This is a genomic window from Enterobacter sp. EGD-HP1 (assembly GCF_000733275.2).
In the GTDB taxonomy this organism is placed as follows: Bacteria; Pseudomonadota; Gammaproteobacteria; order Enterobacterales; family Enterobacteriaceae; genus Enterobacter.
In genome coordinates this window covers 43,092-59,093 of sequence record NZ_AVOP01000009.1, presented here as the reverse complement: position 1 = coordinate 59,093, position 16,002 = coordinate 43,092, and the positions used below count along the sequence as shown (strand labels likewise).

Here is a 16,002-nt window from a genome sequence, read left to right as displayed (position 1 = left end):
TCATCATGTTAATTTATTGTTTTGCATTCTGGCACGGCTGTTGCATAATATTAACCAGTGGCTCATTCACCTTCTTATGTCAGCCCCTTCGGGACGCGCTACATAAACTTCGAATGACGCACAAAAAGGTGCCTGCCGTCCAACTACTGATCATAGCGATGCTTTATCAGGCCAGGGCGAAACGTCGAGTTAGGCACCGCCTCATTCCATGACAAAGCCGGGTTTTTACCCGGCTTTGTTGTATCTGAAGGGCAGACTCAGTTACGCTCTGCGTAAACCCCATTAAGAGAGTAATGCGTTGAAACGCTGGCCCGTTTTTCCCCGCTCCCTGCGACAGCTCGTCATGATGGCCTTCCTGCTGATCCTGCTGCCGCTGCTGATCCTTGCCTGGCAGGCGTGGCAAAGTCTGAACGCGCTGAGCGCGCAGGCGGCTTTGACCAACCGTACGACGCTCATCGACGCCAGACGAAGTGAAGCGATGACCAACGCCGCGCTGGAGATGGAGCGTAGCTATCGTCAGTATTGCGTGCTTGACGATCGGACGCTGGAAAAGGTTTATCAGAGCCAGCGTAAACGCTACAGCGAAATGCTGGATGCTCACGCGGGGGTATTGCCTGATGACAAGCTGTATCAGGCGTTACGTCAGGATTTGAACGATCTTGCGCAGCTGCAGTGCCACAATAGTGGCCCGGATGCCGCCGCCGCCGCGCGCCTTGAGGCTTTTGCCAGCGCCAACACCGAGATGGTGCAGTCAACGCGCGCGGTGATTTTCTCTCGCGGCCAGCAGCTCCAGCAGGAGATTGCCGAGCGCGGCCAGTTCTTCGGCTGGCAGGCGCTGGTGTTGTTCCTGGTCAGCCTCGGGCTGGTTCTCCTCTTTACCCGTATGATTATCGGCCCGGTGAAGGGCATTCAGCGTATGATCAACCGCCTGGGGGAGGGGAAATCGCTCGGGGATACGGTCTCCTTTAAAGGTCCACGCGAGCTGCGATCCGTCGGCCAGCGCATTATCTGGCTGTCCGAGCGTCTGGCGTGGCTCGAATCCCAGCGCCATCAGTTCCTGCGTCATATCTCTCATGAGCTTAAAACGCCGCTGGCCAGCATGCGTGAGGGTACGGAGCTGCTGGCGGACGAGGTGGCTGGGGCCCTTACGCCAGAACAGAAAGAAATTGTCGAGATCCTGGATAACAGCAGCCGCAATCTGCAAAAACTGATTGAGCAGCTGCTGGATTACAACCGCAAGCTGGCTGACGGGGCGGTCGTACTGGAAAACGTTGAGATTGAGCCGCTGGTAGATATGGTGATCTCCGCCCATAGCTTGCCAGCAAGAGCTAAAATGATGCATACCGGCGTCGAGCTAAATGCGCCTGCGTGCCTGGCTGAACCCATGCTGCTGATGAGCGTTCTGGATAATCTTTACTCCAATGCGGTGCACTATGGTACTGAATCCGGTAACATTTATATCCGAAGTAACACGAATGGTTCACGGGTGTTTATTGACGTCGCAAACACCGGTACCCCGATCCCCGATGACGAAAAAATCATGATCTTCGAACCCTTTTTCCAGGGAAGTCATCAGCGGAAAGGCGCGGTTAAAGGAAGCGGGCTGGGCTTGAGCATCGCCCGCGACTGCATACGACGCATGCAGGGTGAGCTAAACATTGTCGCGGACGAACGTTCAGATGTTTGCTTTCGTATTGAACTGCCCCTGAGCCGGAAAAATCAATAAATGAATCTATGTCTGGTGAGTATGTCACACGTCTTTCTCCGCGCCGTACGCGCGGTGTTTTCCAGCAACACGCTTCGCCTGAGCCTGCCCTGTTTATTTCTGGCTGGGTGTGTATCCCATGCACCACAAAGTGCAATAAGCGATAAACAAGCAGATAAATGGCCCGATAACCAGCTGGCAGATTTTCTCTCAACCCGCTGTGACGACATCTGGAACCTGTCAGGGCATGACGTCGAAAGCAACCCGCTGTTCTGGCTGCGTGGAATAGATTGCGCCCAGCGTCTGGCGCCGGTAGACGCCCGCTCGAAGGCGGCGATGCTGGATGACGACACCTGGCAGGACGCGTTCAAGCGTGGGATTTTACTCGCAGATGCGAAAATCACCCCCGTTGAACGCCGCGTCAATGTGACCCGACTGGACACGTTTGTGGTCAATCTTCCCGTACAGGTACGCCCGGTATACCAGCTCTGGCGCGACGGGCAGACATTACAGCTTCAGCTGTCTGAAGAGCGCTCCCGCTACAGCAAGCTGCAACAGTCAACCGACAGCGAGCTTGATACCCTGCGTCAACAGCAACAGCATTTACGTACCGAGCTGGATACCACGACGCGGAAGCTGGAGAACCTGACCGATATCGAAAGACAGCTCTCGTCGCGTAAATATCAGCCGGGGAGTTCATCCGCGGCACCGGACAGCGATACGCCGAAACAAGAGGATGTGAAGCATGACGAGCCGTAAACCTGCCCATCTCTTACTGGTGGATGACGATCCCGGGCTGTTAAAGCTGCTGGGGATGCGTCTGGTGAGTGAAGGCTACAGCGTCGTGACCGCTGAAAGCGGGCTGGAGGGGCTGAAGATCCTCAGCCGCGAGAAAATCGATCTGGTGATAAGCGACCTGCGGATGGACGAAATGGATGGCCTGCAGCTGTTTGCGGAGATCCAGAAGCAGCAGCCGGGTATGCCCGTGATTATCCTGACGGCGCACGGGTCGATCCCGGATGCGGTTGCCGCAACCCAGCAGGGGGTATTCAGCTTCCTGACCAAGCCGGTGGACAAAGACGCGTTGTATAAGGCTATCGACAGCGCGCTGGAACATGCCGCCCCGGCGGGGGATGAAGCGTGGCGGGAGTCCATCGTCACCCGCAGTCCCATTATGCTGCGTCTGCTTGAACAGGCCCGGATGGTGGCGCAGTCCGACGTCAGCGTGCTCATCAACGGCCAGAGCGGAACCGGGAAAGAGATCCTGGCGCAGGCGATCCATAACGCCAGCCCGCGCAGTAAAAACGCCTTTATCGCCATTAACTGCGGTGCGCTTCCGGAACAGCTGCTTGAATCTGAACTGTTTGGTCACGCCCGCGGCGCATTCACCGGCGCGGTGAGCAGCCGGGAAGGGCTGTTCCAGGCTGCGGAAGGCGGCACCCTGTTCCTGGACGAGATTGGCGATATGCCCGCGCCGCTACAGGTCAAACTGCTGCGCGTGCTGCAGGAGCGAAAAGTCCGCCCGCTGGGCAGCAACCGCGATATTGATATTAACGTGCGTATTATTTCGGCAACGCACCGCGACCTGCCAAAAGTGATGGCCCGCAACGAGTTTCGCGAAGATCTCTACTACCGTCTGAACGTGGTGAACCTGAAGATCCCGGCGCTGGCGGAACGTGCGGAAGACATTCCGCTGCTGGCGAACCACCTTTTGCGCCAGGCGGCCGATCGTCACAAACCGTTCGTGCGCGCGTTTTCCACCGACGCGATGAAGCGGCTGATGGCCGCAGGCTGGCCGGGTAACGTGCGTCAGCTGGTGAACGTGATTGAGCAGTGCGTGGCGCTGACCTCTTCACCGGTTATAAGCGATGCGCTGGTGGAGCAGGCGCTGGAAGGGGAAAACACGGCCCTGCCGACGTTTGCCGAAGCGCGGAATCAATTCGAGCTGAACTATCTGCGCAAGCTATTGCAGATCACCAAAGGCAATGTGACCCACGCGGCGCGCATGGCCGGACGCAACCGTACCGAGTTCTACAAGCTGCTGTCGCGTCATGAGCTTGAAGCGAACGATTTTAAAGAGTAGTACCGCAAAATTTGCCTGAATATGATACTGTGAGCAATCGATTACGAGGCAGCTTACAGGCAAGAGTTTAAGGACCCACCATGAAAAAGATTGATGCGATTATTAAACCTTTCAAACTGGATGATGTGCGTGAAGCGCTGGCGGAAGTCGGCATCACCGGGATGACCGTGACGGAAGTGAAAGGTTTTGGTCGTCAGAAGGGCCACACCGAGCTTTACCGTGGCGCAGAGTACATGGTCGACTTTCTGCCGAAAGTAAAAATTGAAATCGTGGTCAGCGACGATATCGTCGATACGTGCGTGGATACCATTATCCGCACCGCGCAGACGGGCAAAATCGGCGACGGTAAAATCTTCGTCTTCGACGTGGCGCGCGTGATTCGTATCCGTACCGGCGAAGAAGACGACGCCGCGATTTAATTAGATTTCGCAGCCGCCATCCGGCGAAAAAAAGCCCCTCGTTCGAGGGGCTTTTTCATTACAGCACCTTATGCGGCCCGAAACATTCGTAATGAATGTTGTCTTTGTTCACACCCAGCGCCACCAGCTGCTGCGCGGCATACTGCATAAACGCCACCGGACCACAGACGTAGAACTGCATGTCCGGCGCGCTAAACGCTCCTTCCATCTGGCTTAAATTCATCAGACCTTCGCTGTCAAACCGTGCTGCTGCGCGGTCTGCATCCGTCGGCAGGCGATACCAGGTATGCGCGGTGAAGCGCGGCAGGGACGCCCCGAGCGTTTTCACTTCATCCGCAAAGGCGTGCACGTCGCCGTTCTCTGCGGCGTGGAACCAGTTTACCTGCGCGTCGTGGTTTGCTTTTGCCAGCGTATCGAGCATCGCCAGCATTGGCGTTTGGCCGACGCCCGCAGAGATCAGCGTAACCGGGATATTCGCTTCTACGGCCATGAAGAAATCGCCCGCCGGCGCGGCCAGATGGACCACGTCGCCTACGTTGGCTTCGTTGTGGAGCCAGTTGGAAACCTGACCGCCGTCCTCACGCTTCACCGCTATGCGGTAGCCTTTGCCGTTTGGCTTGCGGGTAAGAGAATACTGGCGGATCTCCTGGTGCGGGAAACCTTCAGGTTTCAGCCACACGCCCAGATACTGGCCCGGCTGGTAATCGGCAACCGGCTGTCCGTCCACTGGCTCGAATTCAAAGCTGGTAATCAGCGCGCTGCGCGGGGTTTTTTCAACGATGCGGAAGGCGCGCGTGCCTTCCCAGCCGCCATTCTTGCTGGCGTTTTCGCTGTAGATCTGGGCTTCACGGGTGATAAACACGTTTGCCAGTACGCCGTAGGCTTTACCCCACGCGTCCAGCACCTCCTGGCCCGGGCTGAACATCTCGTCCAGCGTTGCCAGCAGGTGGCCACCCACAATGTTGTACTGCTCGGGTTGGATCTGGAAGCTGGTGTGCTTCTGGGCGATTTTTTCCACCGCGGGCAGCAGTGCAGCCAGGTTTTCAATATTGCTGGCGTAGGCCGCGATGGCGTTGAACAGCGCTTCACGCTGATCTCCGTTACGCTGGTTGCTCATGTTGAAAATTTCTTTGAGCTCCGGGTTGTGCGTGAACATGCGATCGTAGAAATGGGCGGTGAGTTTAGGGCCGGTTTGCACCAGCAGGGGAATGGTGGCTTTAACGGTAGCGATGGTTTGAGCGTCGAGCATGAGCGCATCCTTCTGATGTGACTTTAATGATGTATTTTAAATGCATCTTATAAAAAATACCCCTGCGTTGTAAATGGTTCTTTGCAAGATGAAAAATATGCATCACAAACCTGAAAAGAAATCCGCTGGAAAGGGCGAGGGCTTTATTCCTCAAACCCTTGCGTGGCGCGTAGGAAAACGTTTGCGTAAAATCGTTTGTCAAGACCTGTTATCACAGAACTAATCAGTTATACTGTTGCCCGTCGTCCAACAGGACTGCCTTTTCAGGCCAAAATTTACTTGTTAGCTGAGTCAGGAGATGCGGATGTTAAAGCGTGAAATGAACATTGCCGATTATGATGCCGAACTGTGGCAGGCTATGGAGCAGGAAAAAGTACGTCAGGAAGAGCACATCGAACTGATCGCCTCCGAAAACTACACCAGCCCGCGCGTCATGCAGGCGCAGGGTTCTCAGCTGACCAACAAATATGCTGAAGGTTATCCGGGCAAACGCTATTACGGCGGTTGCGAGTACGTTGATATCGTTGAGCAGCTGGCTATCGACCGTGCGAAAGAACTCTTTGGCGCTGACTACGCAAACGTGCAGCCGCACTCTGGCTCTCAGGCTAACTTCGCGGTCTACACCGCGCTGCTGCAGCCGGGCGATACCGTTCTGGGTATGAACCTGGCGCAGGGCGGCCACCTGACTCACGGCTCCCCGGTTAACTTCTCCGGCAAACTGTACAACATCATCCCTTACGGTATTGATGAGTCCGGCAAAATTGACTACGAAGATATGGCGAAGCAGGCTAAAGAGCACAAACCGAAGATGATCATCGGCGGCTTCTCGGCTTACTCCGGCGTGGTTGACTGGGCAAAAATGCGTGAAATCGCAGACAGCATCGGGGCTTACCTGTTCGTCGACATGGCGCACGTTGCGGGCCTGATTGCCGCTGGCGTTTACCCGAACCCGGTTCCACACGCTCACGTTGTGACCACCACCACCCACAAAACCCTGGCGGGTCCACGCGGTGGCCTGATCCTGGCGAAAGGCGGTGACGAAGAGCTGTACAAAAAACTGAACTCCGCGGTGTTCCCAAGCGCGCAGGGCGGCCCGCTGATGCACGTTATCGCGGCAAAAGCGGTCGCGCTGAAAGAAGCGATGGAGCCAGAGTTCAAGGTTTATCAGCAGCAGGTTGCTAAGAACGCCAAAGCGATGGTGGAAGTGTTCCTGAACCGTGGCTACAAAGTGGTATCCGGCGGTACTGAAAACCACCTGTTCCTGCTGGATCTGGTTGATAAGAACCTGACCGGTAAAGAAGCTGACGCTGCCCTGGGCCGCGCCAACATCACCGTGAACAAAAACAGCGTGCCAAACGATCCGAAGAGCCCGTTCGTGACCTCCGGTATCCGTATCGGTTCTCCGGCCGTGACGCGCCGCGGTTTCAAAGAAGCGGAAGTGAAAGAGCTGGCTGGCTGGATGTGTGACGTTCTGGACAACATCAATGACGAAGCGGTAATCGAGCGCGTCAAAGGTAAAGTTCTGGATATCTGCGCACGCTTCCCGGTATACGCATAATTCCTCTGCTTTGCAGAAATAAAAAAGGCCGCGCTTGCGGCCTTTTTTTATGGCTTAACGCCGGTCAAGGGAAATCGCGCCCGGACCAACAATGGCCAGCAAAATAAAGGCGCCAGCAATACTGATATTCTTGTAGAAGTTAATCATATTCGGTACGACCGCATCACCTGTCATATCCCAGTAGTGGTGTCCAATCACCGCCGTTCCGAGGGTATAGAAAACAAACAGTACCGCGAGAGGACGGGTGAAAAAGCCCAGGACGATCAGGATGGCGGCAGGCACTTCCATCACCACCGCAATGATGGCCGCCAGCATGGGCATCGGCGTGCCCAGCGACGTCATATATTGTACGGTGCCGCTAAACCCCGTCAGTTTTGGATAACCAAAGATAATAAACAGCACGACAAGCGCGATGCGGCCAATCAGCAGCAGCAGGTGACGTGACTGACCGAAATCGAAATAACGTAGTGAGTTCATGGCAGAAAAACCTCTGCAAGTGGAGTAATTTAAACGTAATACATATTTTCATTCCCTGCCATAAGCCAGACGACTGCACAAGATGTTAATTTTTCGTTAATTTATAGCAGGCTATCGACTTGCTTAATTTTTATATTCTCGCCAGACTATGGCCTCGATTTCGGGAGGGATTCATGGTCTTGCATTCCACGCGCTGGCTGGCGCTCAGTTATTTTACCTATTTCTTTAGCTACGGTATTTTTCTGCCCTTCTGGAGCGTCTGGCTCAAGGGTATCGGCCTGACTCCCGAGACCATCGGTGTCCTGCTGGGGGCCGGGCTGGTGGCGCGTTTCCTTGGCAGCCTGCTGATTGCCCCGCGCGTCAGCGATCCCTCCTTACTGATCAAGGCCGTGCGCATTCTTGCTCTGCTGACCCTGATCTTTGTGGCCTGCTTCTGGGTAAGCCATCAGTTTGCCTGGCTGATGGTGGTGATGGTCGGCTTTAACCTGTTCTTCTCACCGCTGGTACCGCTGACGGATGCCCTGGCCAACACCTGGCAAAAGCAGATCACCATGGACTACGGTCGCGTGCGCCTGTGGGGCTCTATTGCCTTTGTGATTGGCTCCGCGCTGGTGGGCAAACTGGTCAGCCTTTACGATTACCGCGCCATTCTCGCCCTGCTGAGCATCGGTATAGCCTCTATGCTGCTGGGCATGCTGCTGCGGCCGTCGATAATGCCTCAAGGGGAAAGCCGTCATCAGGAGAGCGCAGGCTGGCCCGCCTGGCGGAGCCTGGTAGCACAAAGCTGGCGTTTTCTGGCGTGCGTCTGTCTGCTTCAGGGGGCGCATGCGGCGTACTATGGGTTCAGCGCCATCTACTGGCAGGGGGCGGGATACTCTGCTTCCGCAGTGGGCTACCTGTGGTCGCTGGGCGTGGTGGCCGAAGTCGTTATCTTCGCCCTGAGCAAAAAACTGTTCCGTCGCTTTGGCGCGCGAGACCTGCTGCTGCTTTCCGCCGTGTGCGGCGTGGCGCGCTGGGGCATTATGGGCTGGACGACCGATCTGCCGTGGCTGATTGTGGCGCAAATTCTTCACTGCGGCACCTTTACCGTGTGTCATCTGGCGGCGATGCGCTATATCGCAGCGCGCGAGGGTGGAGACGTTATTCGTCTGCAGGCCGTCTATTCGGCGGTCGCAATGGGGGGCAGTATCGCGATCATGACGGTCTTTGCGGGGTTCCTCTACCAGCATCTGGGGCATGGCGTCTTCTGGGTGATGGCGCTGGTCGCCTTACCCGCCATCGTTGTTCGCCCTAAAGTGGCCGCTCGCGCGTCGCTATGATTCCAGCATGATGCGAATATGTTCTTGCTGCTGCGCGTTCAATGTCTCAACGGCATGAATCAGCGGCGGCGAGAACAGCGGCAGGACGGTAGGGTAGGGGGTGATAACCAGCGCGGCTTCGCGCGGCGCCCCCTCTTTCTGGAAAGCCTGCAGCGTCAGATAGCGAATATTGAGCGGCAGCAGCGTCAGCTCGCGAAGCTGCTGTTCAATCAGATCCTCGCTGGCCTTATCGTCTCCCGTCAGCAGGATCACCTGTTTTTCGTGCAGATCGGTCTCCTGCATCAGCCAGGCGCCGAAAATCACCGCGACAAGGCTCATCTCTTCATCAGAAAAACGCAGCCCAAACTCCGCTTCCAGCTCGAACAGCGCTTCCTTCGTGGTGCGCAACAGCCGGGGATAGAGACGATGGATCTCCTCCGGCAGGCTCGTGTCGATACCGATCTCAAACAGCGAGCGGTCCAGCGCCTGAGCAAGGTGGATATACAGCTGATCGGTCAGACCTTGCTCATCGCTGAAGTTCATCCCGGTCTGCGAGCGAAAACGGGCGACCATGCGCACGATGGCCCGGCGCAAGCGCTGATCCTGCTGGTGTTTATCGAGCACCGGATCGGGCGTGCGGAGCATCATAAACAGCAGCGCCAGAAACAACTGTTCATCCCCGTGCGCGCCCTGCGGGACGCGCCGTCTCCAGTGACGCACGATCTCCTGGGCCGTAAAATACTCCCCTCTCGACTGGGTCCAGCTGCGCTGAACGTGAGAAAACTGCGGCGTATTCCCGAGCTGGTGCTGGATAAGACAGTATTGTAAATAGAGCTGTAAAAACTGGACGTCGCGGCATTCAAACTGGCGCTGGAGCTTGCGTGAACAGAAGTTAATCAGTGCCCGCAGGTTTGCATCGTCGTAAAGCGGCCGCGCAATGCCGTGTTGTTTAAGTGCGGTTTTTAATGCAGGGGTAAACTGGTGCGAGACAAACTGCGGGCAAAGCCGCAGCGCCCGGCGCAGCCAGTGCAGCAGGCATAAACGCTGATTCAGGGCTGAGCCTTCAATCCGGTAGCTGCCGTCCTGGTGCGTGATGATGTCCAGCCGGTGATAGCGCTGGATTTCATCGCGCGTCTCGGCTATATCTTGCCGTGCCATCGCGTCGTCCACCCCGTTGGCAGCAATGATGCTCTGTGCGGTGACGGCAGCATCGGGCAGGTAAAGCATCAAAAGCACCTGGCAGCGGCGCTGCGAACTGGAAAGCACAGATGGAATTTCAAGCGTCGTCATCATCTGTCGGGTATCCAGTGTGAATGTTTGATAAGAATAGCTAAAGGATGAGCGCTGAAAAGCGCGCCGGCAGGCCTTTCATTCAGGATTGCTGGGGAACATCACAGAATTTTTGACGTGAGGAATTGATGCAAACAGTTAAACAATGTGCGATGGCGTTATTTTTGGCGGTTATCAGCTCCACCGCCAGCGCACACCCTCACAGCTTTATTGATCTCAAAACCGAGCTGGTCACAGATGGTACGCAGCTGAGCGGCCTGAAGATGCGCTGGACGATGGATGAAATCACCTCGGCCGATCTGCTCTATGATGCGGGAAACGCGAAGCCCGGTGACGAAATCTGGAAAAAGCTGGCGGCGGAAGTGATGGCCAACGTGCTCGGTCAGCACTATTTCACTGAGTTCTGGCACAACGGGCAAAAGGTCAAATTTTTGAACCGGCCAACGGAATACGGAATGACGCGTGACGGGCATCAGGCGGTGCTGACGTTTATGCTTCCGCTGGCGCATCCGCAACCGCTGGCGGGGCAAACGTACACCTTTTCCACCTTTGACCCTACCTACTATGTCGATATGCGCTACGACAAAGACAGCGACGTACGATTGCCGGACGCTCTGCAAAAAAGCTGCAAAATTGGCGTGCATACCCCGAAACCCAGCGAAGAAACGCTGAACTTTGCGGTCTCGCTTGATAAAGAAGATGCACCGCCTGAGGATATGGAGTTGGGTAAACAGTTCGCGCAGGAGGTGACGTTACAATGTCAGTGATCTCCTCTCCGGTTCGAAAACCGCGCCGCTGGCTACACCTCTGGCCGCTGGCGCTCTTTTTGCTGTTCGCCGTTTGCGGTTCGCTTTGGCTGTGGAAGGCCTGGCCGCAGGTCATGATGAAAAGCATTGTCTGGCAGCGTGAGGTCAACCAGCAGATGAGCGGTCTGCTGAAGGCGGTGGCGGAGAACCCGACCAAAGCGGGTGGATCCCTGCTGGCGTTCAGCTTTATCTATGGCGTGATGCACGCGCTGGGGCCGGGGCACGGCAAAATTGTCATCACAACCTGGCTTGCCACACATCCGTCGAAGCTGAAATCGAGCATTGGCCTGACGCTGGCCTCCTCGCTGCTTCAGGGCGGCGTGGCGATTGCGCTCGTGGTGGTGGTGCTTTCGCTGTTACAGTTTCCCGCACGCCAGCTGCACCTGAGCAGCTTCTGGCTGGAGAAGGGGAGCTACGCGCTGGTGGGCGTGCTGGGGCTCATTCTCTGCTGGCGGGCGCTGAAAAAGCTGCGCGTGCTGCTGCAAAAACCGAAATTCAAAACCTTTACGCCGCACCACGTTCATGATGAAAGCTGCGGCTGCGGGCATCAGCATTTGCCCTCGCAGGAACAGTTGCAGAGCGGCGATGACTGGCGCGCGCGGCTGATGATTGTTCTCTCGATGGGCATGCGCCCGTGCTCGGGTGCCATCATGGTGCTGCTGTTCAGTAAGGTGATAGGCGTGTTTGGCTGGGGAATGCTCTCGGCGCTGGCGATGGCGGCAGGAACGTCTCTTACCATTTCGTCGTTAGCGCTGCTGGTACACAGCTTCCGTCAGCTGGCGGTCAAACTGAGCGGCAATAAAACGCCGGTGCTGTGGCGACAGGTTGGGTGGACAACGCTCGCGCTGGCGGGCGGCGTGATTCTGCTGGTGGCGGCGGTGACGATGTGGATGAGCGCGGTGCCGCCAGGAAGGGGATTGCGGCCTTTCTAGCGTACTGAGGGATTTCGTAGGCCCGGTAAGCGTAGCGCCACCGGGCTTAACAAACTGGATTAGCGCTTCAGCGCATCGCTCAGTTCATCACGCATGTTTGCCAGCATGGCTTTAACAACGCGTGGGTTACCCGCAACGATGTTGCCGGTAGACATGTAGTTATGGCCGCCGGTGAAATCACATACGATGGCGCCTGCTTCACGCGCGATCAGCTCGCCCGCAGCAAAGTCCCACGGCTTCAGCGACAGCTCGAAGTAACCGTCAACGCGGCCTGTCGCCACGTAGGCCAGATCCAGCGCAGCAGAACCGGTGCGGCGGAAGTCCGCGCATTCGGTGAACAGTTTGCCCAGGATATTCATATAGGTGGTCGCGTGCTGTTTCGCCTTGAACGGGAAACCGGTCGCCAGGATGGTGCCGTCCAGATCGCGTGCGTTGCCGCAGCGCAGACGGTAGCCGTTCAGCTGTGCGCCCTGACCGCGGGTAGCGGTGAACAGTTCGTTACGCATTGGATCGTAAACAACGGCGACTTCAGTACGGCCTTTAATGCGTACTGCGATAGACACAGAGAAGTGTGGCAGGCGTTTGACGAAGTTGGTGGTGCCATCCAGTGGATCGATAACCCATTGAACATCCTGATCGGTACCTTCATGTTCACCGCTTTCTTCGGTGATGATGGTGTGCTGCGGGTAAGATTTGCGGATCGTTTCGATAATAATCGCTTCTGCGGCTTTATCGACGTTAGTCACGAAATCATTGCTGCCTTTCTGGCTGGTTTCTACGGAGTCTGGCGTTTCGTAGTGTTTGGCAATTACATTACCCGCCTTGCGCGCGGCGCGCACGGCGATGGTCAGCATCGGATGCATCGGTCTCTCTCACTGGATGTTAAAGAACAGGAAAATCGGCGCAGAGTATAGCAGTGGGATCGGATTATGTCTCCCGTTTATGATAATATGCCCGAATATTCTTCAGACGCTGAATTCAGACATTAAAAAATTATGCTGCAAAACATTCGAATCGTGCTGGTCGAAACATCGCACACCGGCAACATGGGCTCCGTTGCCCGCGCTATGAAAACCATGGGCTTAACGAATCTCTGGCTGGTTAACCCGCTGGTGAAACCCGACTCGCAGGCTATCGCCCTGGCCGCTGGTGCCAGCGACGTGATCGGCAACGCCCAGATCGTCGATACCCTGGACGAAGCCCTGGCGGGCTGTAGCCTGGTGGTTGGCACCAGCGCACGCTCGCGCACGCTGCCGTGGCCAATGCTCGATCCGCGCGAATGCGGCCTGAAAAGCGTCTCTGAAGCGGAGCAGGCGCCGGTTGCGCTGGTATTTGGTCGCGAGCGCGTTGGCCTGACCAACGACGAGCTGCAGAAGTGCCACTATCACGTTGCCATCGCGGCGAACCCGGAATACAGCTCGCTGAACCTGGCGATGGCGGTGCAGGTTATCGCCTATGAAGTACGTATGGCATGGCTGGCGACGCAGGAGAAACCGGTCGAACCGAAAGAAGAGACGGCCTACCCGCTGGTGGACGACCTTGAGCGCTTCTACGGTCACCTGGAGCAGACGCTGCTTTCAACCGGCTTTATCCGTGAAGGCCACCCGGGCCAGGTGATGAACAAGCTGCGCCGCATGTTTACTCGTGCGCGTCCGGAAAGCCAGGAGCTGAACATCCTGCGCGGGATCCTGGCGTCGATTGAGCAGAAGAATAAAGAGTAGTGTCGTCTGTTCGCCGGGTGGCGCTTCGCTGACCCGGCCTACAAAACCGTAGGTCGGGCAAGCGAAGCGCCACCCGACAAAAACGGCACGGAAGGTTAAATACCTGACTAAAACAGTCAAGTAAATAGTTGACCATTTTAGTCAGGAATGTCAGACTTGGCCCTGCTATGCAATACCCCATTTTACTATAAAAAACCCCGGGCAGGGGCGAGTTTGAGGTTAAGTAAGACATGAGACTGACATCTAAAGGGCGTTATGCCGTGACCGCGATGCTGGACGTTGCGCTCAACTCCGAAGCGGGCCCGGTTCCGTTGGCTGATATTTCTGAACGACAAGGGATCTCCCTCTCTTATCTGGAACAGCTGTTCTCCAGACTGCGTAAAAATGGACTGGTTTCCAGCGTTCGTGGCCCAGGCGGCGGTTATCTGCTGGGTAAAGACGCGGGTAGTATTGCGGTTGGCGAAGTGATTAGTGCAGTTGACGAATCCGTTGACGCGACCCGTTGCCAGGGTAAAGGCGGCTGCCAGGGCGGCGACAAATGCCTGACCCACGCGCTGTGGCGCGATCTGAGCGACCGTCTCACCGGCTTCCTGAACAACATCACCCTGGGTGAACTGGTCAATAACCAGGAAGTTCTGGATGTCTCTGGTCGTCAGCACGGTCAGGATTCCCAACGTAGCACCCGTGCGCAGGACGCAATCGACGTCAAACTGCGCGCGTAATAAAACGATAAAGATTTCAGAATCAGGCCGGGGCGGTCACGCCCCGCGTACTCGGTCGTACATCCAGCCGGTTGCCTGATTCCTTGCATTGAAGCGATGTACGGAGTTTAAAGAGCAATGAAATTACCGATTTATCTCGATTACTCCGCAACCACGCCGGTGGACCCGCGTGTTGCCGAGAAAATGATGCAGTGTCTGACCCTGGACGGAAACTTTGGTAACCCAGCTTCCCGTTCACACCGTTTTGGCTGGCACGCTGAAGAGGCGGTTGATATCGCCCGTAATCAGATTGCTGACCTGGTGGGTGCCGACCCGCGTGAGATTGTTTTCACCTCCGGTGCGACCGAATCCGACAACCTGGCGATCAAAGGTGCAGCCAACTTTTATCAGAAAAAAGGCAAGCACATCATCACCAGCAAAACCGAACACAAAGCCGTGCTGGATACCTGCCGCCAGCTGGAGCGTGAAGGGTACGAAGTAACCTATCTCGCCCCGCAGAGCAACGGTATTATTGACCTGAAAGAGCTCGAAGCGGCCATGCGTGATGACACCATTCTGGTTTCCATCATGCACGTTAACAACGAAATCGGCGTGGTGCAGGACATCGCGACCATCGGCGAAATGTGCCGCGCGCGCGGTATCATCTACCACGTGGACGCGACCCAGAGCGTGGGCAAACTGCCTATCGACCTCAGCCAGCTGAAAGTGGACCTGATGTCCTTCTCCGGCCACAAAATCTATGGCCCGAAAGGGATCGGCGCGCTGTACGTTCGTCGTAAGCCACGTATCCGCATCGAAGCACAGATGCACGGCGGCGGTCACGAGCGCGGTATGCGTTCCGGCACGCTGCCTGTTCACCAGATCGTGGGCATGGGCGAAGCGTATCGCATTGCAAAAGAAGAGATGGAAACCGAGATGGCGCGCCTGCGCACGCTGCGTAACCGTCTGTGGGACGGCGTGAAAGATATGGAAGAAGTGTATCTGAACGGCGATCTCGAGCAGGGCGCACCGAACATCCTCAACGTCAGCTTCAACTATGTTGAAGGCGAATCGCTGATTATGGCGCTGAAAGACCTGGCCGTTTCTTCCGGTTCTGCCTGTACGTCTGCAAGCCTGGAGCCATCCTACGTGCTGCGCGCGCTGGGTATGACCGACGAGCTGGCACACAGCTCTATCCGTTTCTCTTTAGGTCGTTTCACTACCGAAGAAGAGATTGACTACACCATCAAGCTGGTTCGCAACTCCATCGGCCGTCTGCGCGACCTTTCTCCACTGTGGGAAATGTTCAAGCAGGGCGTGGATCTGAACAGCATTGAATGGTCACATCACTAATCGGTACATAAGGAGAATTCAACATGGCATACAGCGAAAAAGTTATCGATCATTACGAGAACCCGCGCAACGTTGGCTCTTTTGACAACAGCGATGAGTCTGTCGGTAGCGGCATGGTCGGTGCACCGGCGTGTGGCGACGTGATGAAGTTGCAGATTAAAGTCAACAATGAAGGTATCATTGAAGACGCGCGCTTCAAGACCTACGGCTGCGGTTCTGCTATCGCGTCCAGCTCCCTGGTTACCGAATGGGTGAAGGGCAAGTCTCTGGACGAAGCACAGGCAATTAAGAACACGGATATTGCTGAAGAACTCGAACTGCCACCGGTGAAAATTCACTGTTCAATTCTGGCAGAAGACGCGATCAAAGCCGCCATTGCGGATTACAAAAGCAAACGTGAAGCAAAATAA

General features: G+C 56.1%; 16 protein-coding genes. 12 read left to right on the top strand and 4 right to left on the bottom strand.

The features are described 5' to 3' along the window. The first annotated feature begins 298 nt into the window (after nt 1-298). The 4 genes from qseE (at nt 299) to glnB (ending at nt 4,207) form a co-directional block, all read left to right on the top strand. Nucleotides 299-1,726, top strand: a complete 1,428-nt coding sequence (gene qseE / locus N037_RS08110; protein WP_032640218.1) for a two component system sensor histidine kinase QseE/GlrK — start codon at nt 299-301, stop codon at nt 1,724-1,726. Beyond that, nucleotides 1,727-2,464 carry a two-component system QseEF-associated lipoprotein QseG gene (gene qseG / locus N037_RS08105; protein WP_032640216.1) on the top strand — a complete coding sequence of 246 codons (738 nt, stop codon included), beginning with the start codon at nt 1,727-1,729 and terminating at the stop codon, nt 2,462-2,464. It abuts the gene before it with no gap. Continuing rightward, the gene (gene glrR / locus N037_RS08100; protein WP_023308835.1) at nt 2,451-3,788 is read left to right on the top strand and encodes a two-component system response regulator GlrR; all 1,338 of its coding nucleotides are present in this window, start codon (nt 2,451-2,453) and stop codon (nt 3,786-3,788) included. The genes qseG and glrR overlap by 14 nt, the downstream gene beginning before the upstream one ends. A gap of 80 nt (nt 3,789-3,868) precedes the next feature. After that, the gene (gene glnB, locus N037_RS08095) at nt 3,869-4,207 is read left to right on the top strand and encodes a nitrogen regulatory protein P-II (protein ID WP_003860685.1); all 339 of its coding nucleotides are present in this window, start codon (nt 3,869-3,871) and stop codon (nt 4,205-4,207) included. A 58-nt stretch (nt 4,208-4,265) separates the two neighbouring features. Here the strand turns inward: glnB and hmpA are convergent, their stop codons facing one another. After that, nucleotides 4,266-5,456 carry an NO-inducible flavohemoprotein gene (gene hmpA / locus N037_RS08090; protein WP_032640215.1) on the bottom strand — a complete coding sequence of 397 codons (1,191 nt, stop codon included), beginning with the start codon at nt 5,454-5,456 and terminating at the stop codon, nt 4,266-4,268. 304 nt (nt 5,457-5,760) lie between these two features. Here hmpA and glyA point away from each other — a divergent pair, with 304 nt between their 5' ends. Beyond that, nucleotides 5,761-7,014, top strand: a complete 1,254-nt coding sequence (gene glyA / locus N037_RS08085) for a serine hydroxymethyltransferase (protein WP_003835277.1) — start codon at nt 5,761-5,763, stop codon at nt 7,012-7,014. A gap of 54 nt (nt 7,015-7,068) precedes the next feature. Here the strand turns inward: glyA and N037_RS08080 are convergent, their stop codons facing one another. Then, entirely contained in the window at nt 7,069-7,491 is a 423-nt protein-coding gene (locus N037_RS08080) for a DoxX family protein (protein ID WP_023333046.1), read from the bottom strand. Between the two features lie 173 nt (nt 7,492-7,664). Here N037_RS08080 and N037_RS08075 point away from each other — a divergent pair, with 173 nt between their 5' ends. Then, nucleotides 7,665-8,810, top strand: a complete 1,146-nt coding sequence (locus N037_RS08075) for a 3-phenylpropionate MFS transporter (RefSeq protein ID WP_032640213.1) — start codon at nt 7,665-7,667, stop codon at nt 8,808-8,810. On the opposite strand, the gene csiE is transcribed toward N037_RS08075, so the two are convergent. Next, entirely contained in the window at nt 8,805-10,082 is a 1,278-nt protein-coding gene (gene csiE, locus N037_RS08070; RefSeq protein WP_023333044.1) for a stationary phase inducible protein CsiE, read from the bottom strand. The genes N037_RS08075 and csiE overlap by 6 nt on opposite strands. 125 nt (nt 10,083-10,207) lie before the next feature. On the opposite strand from csiE, the gene N037_RS08065 reads away from it, so the two are divergent. Both N037_RS08065 and N037_RS08060 read left to right on the top strand, forming a co-directional pair. After that, complete coding sequence (locus tag N037_RS08065) at nt 10,208-10,846, top strand: DUF1007 family protein (RefSeq protein WP_032640203.1); 639 nt, start codon at nt 10,208-10,210, stop codon at nt 10,844-10,846. Continuing rightward, a complete protein-coding gene (locus N037_RS08060) occupies nt 10,837-11,817 on the top strand; it encodes a nickel/cobalt transporter (RefSeq protein ID WP_032640201.1) in 981 nt (326 codons plus the stop codon). Before N037_RS08065 ends, N037_RS08060 begins: the two co-directional genes overlap by 10 nt. A gap of 59 nt (nt 11,818-11,876) precedes the next feature. Here the strand turns inward: N037_RS08060 and suhB are convergent, their stop codons facing one another. Further along, nucleotides 11,877-12,680, bottom strand: coding sequence for an inositol-1-monophosphatase (gene suhB, locus N037_RS08055; RefSeq protein WP_032640199.1), 804 nt, complete (start codon nt 12,678-12,680; stop codon nt 11,877-11,879). A gap of 132 nt (nt 12,681-12,812) precedes the next feature. On the opposite strand from suhB, the gene trmJ reads away from it, so the two are divergent. The 4 genes from trmJ to iscU all read left to right on the top strand — a co-directional run bounded on the left by trmJ (nt 12,813) and on the right by iscU (nt 16,002). Beyond that, nucleotides 12,813-13,538: a tRNA (cytosine(32)/uridine(32)-2'-O)-methyltransferase TrmJ gene (trmJ, locus tag N037_RS08050; RefSeq protein WP_023333041.1), complete on the top strand. Its 726-nt coding sequence runs from the start codon at nt 12,813-12,815 to the stop codon at nt 13,536-13,538. Between the two features lie 230 nt (nt 13,539-13,768). Beyond that, nucleotides 13,769-14,260: a Fe-S cluster assembly transcriptional regulator IscR gene (gene iscR / locus N037_RS08045; RefSeq protein ID WP_023308826.1), complete on the top strand. Its 492-nt coding sequence runs from the start codon at nt 13,769-13,771 to the stop codon at nt 14,258-14,260. Nucleotides 14,261-14,377: 117 nt separating this feature from the next. Beyond that, nucleotides 14,378-15,592, top strand: a complete 1,215-nt coding sequence (iscS, locus tag N037_RS08040; RefSeq protein WP_008502157.1) for a cysteine desulfurase — start codon at nt 14,378-14,380, stop codon at nt 15,590-15,592. A 23-nt stretch (nt 15,593-15,615) separates the two neighbouring features. Beyond that, a complete protein-coding gene (gene iscU, locus N037_RS08035) occupies nt 15,616-16,002 on the top strand; it encodes a Fe-S cluster assembly scaffold IscU (protein WP_003860661.1) in 387 nt (128 codons plus the stop codon).

Excerpts from the sequence above, each read along its gene's own strand:
- hmpA (WP_032640215.1), bottom strand. The coding sequence starts at position 5,456 with ATGCTCGACGCTCAAACCATCGCTACCGTTAAAGCCACCATTCCCCTG.
- iscR (WP_023308826.1), top strand. The coding sequence starts at position 13,769 with ATGAGACTGACATCTAAAGGGCGTTATGCCGTGACCGCGATGCTGGAC.
- glnB (WP_003860685.1), top strand. The coding sequence starts at position 3,869 with ATGAAAAAGATTGATGCGATTATTAAACCTTTCAAACTGGATGATGTG.
- csiE (WP_023333044.1), bottom strand. The coding sequence starts at position 10,082 with ATGATGACGACGCTTGAAATTCCATCTGTGCTTTCCAGTTCGCAGCGC.
- iscS (WP_008502157.1), top strand. The coding sequence starts at position 14,378 with ATGAAATTACCGATTTATCTCGATTACTCCGCAACCACGCCGGTGGAC.
- N037_RS08060 (WP_032640201.1), top strand. The coding sequence starts at position 10,837 with ATGTCAGTGATCTCCTCTCCGGTTCGAAAACCGCGCCGCTGGCTACAC.
- N037_RS08065 (WP_032640203.1), top strand. The coding sequence starts at position 10,208 with ATGCAAACAGTTAAACAATGTGCGATGGCGTTATTTTTGGCGGTTATC.
- glrR (WP_023308835.1), top strand. The coding sequence starts at position 2,451 with ATGACGAGCCGTAAACCTGCCCATCTCTTACTGGTGGATGACGATCCC.
- iscU (WP_003860661.1), top strand. The coding sequence starts at position 15,616 with ATGGCATACAGCGAAAAAGTTATCGATCATTACGAGAACCCGCGCAAC.
- N037_RS08080 (WP_023333046.1), bottom strand. The coding sequence starts at position 7,491 with ATGAACTCACTACGTTATTTCGATTTCGGTCAGTCACGTCACCTGCTG.
- suhB (WP_032640199.1), bottom strand. The coding sequence starts at position 12,680 with ATGCATCCGATGCTGACCATCGCCGTGCGCGCCGCGCGCAAGGCGGGT.
- qseG (WP_032640216.1), top strand. The coding sequence starts at position 1,727 with ATGAATCTATGTCTGGTGAGTATGTCACACGTCTTTCTCCGCGCCGTA.
- glyA (WP_003835277.1), top strand. The coding sequence starts at position 5,761 with ATGTTAAAGCGTGAAATGAACATTGCCGATTATGATGCCGAACTGTGG.
- N037_RS08075 (WP_032640213.1), top strand. The coding sequence starts at position 7,665 with ATGGTCTTGCATTCCACGCGCTGGCTGGCGCTCAGTTATTTTACCTAT.
- trmJ (WP_023333041.1), top strand. The coding sequence starts at position 12,813 with ATGCTGCAAAACATTCGAATCGTGCTGGTCGAAACATCGCACACCGGC.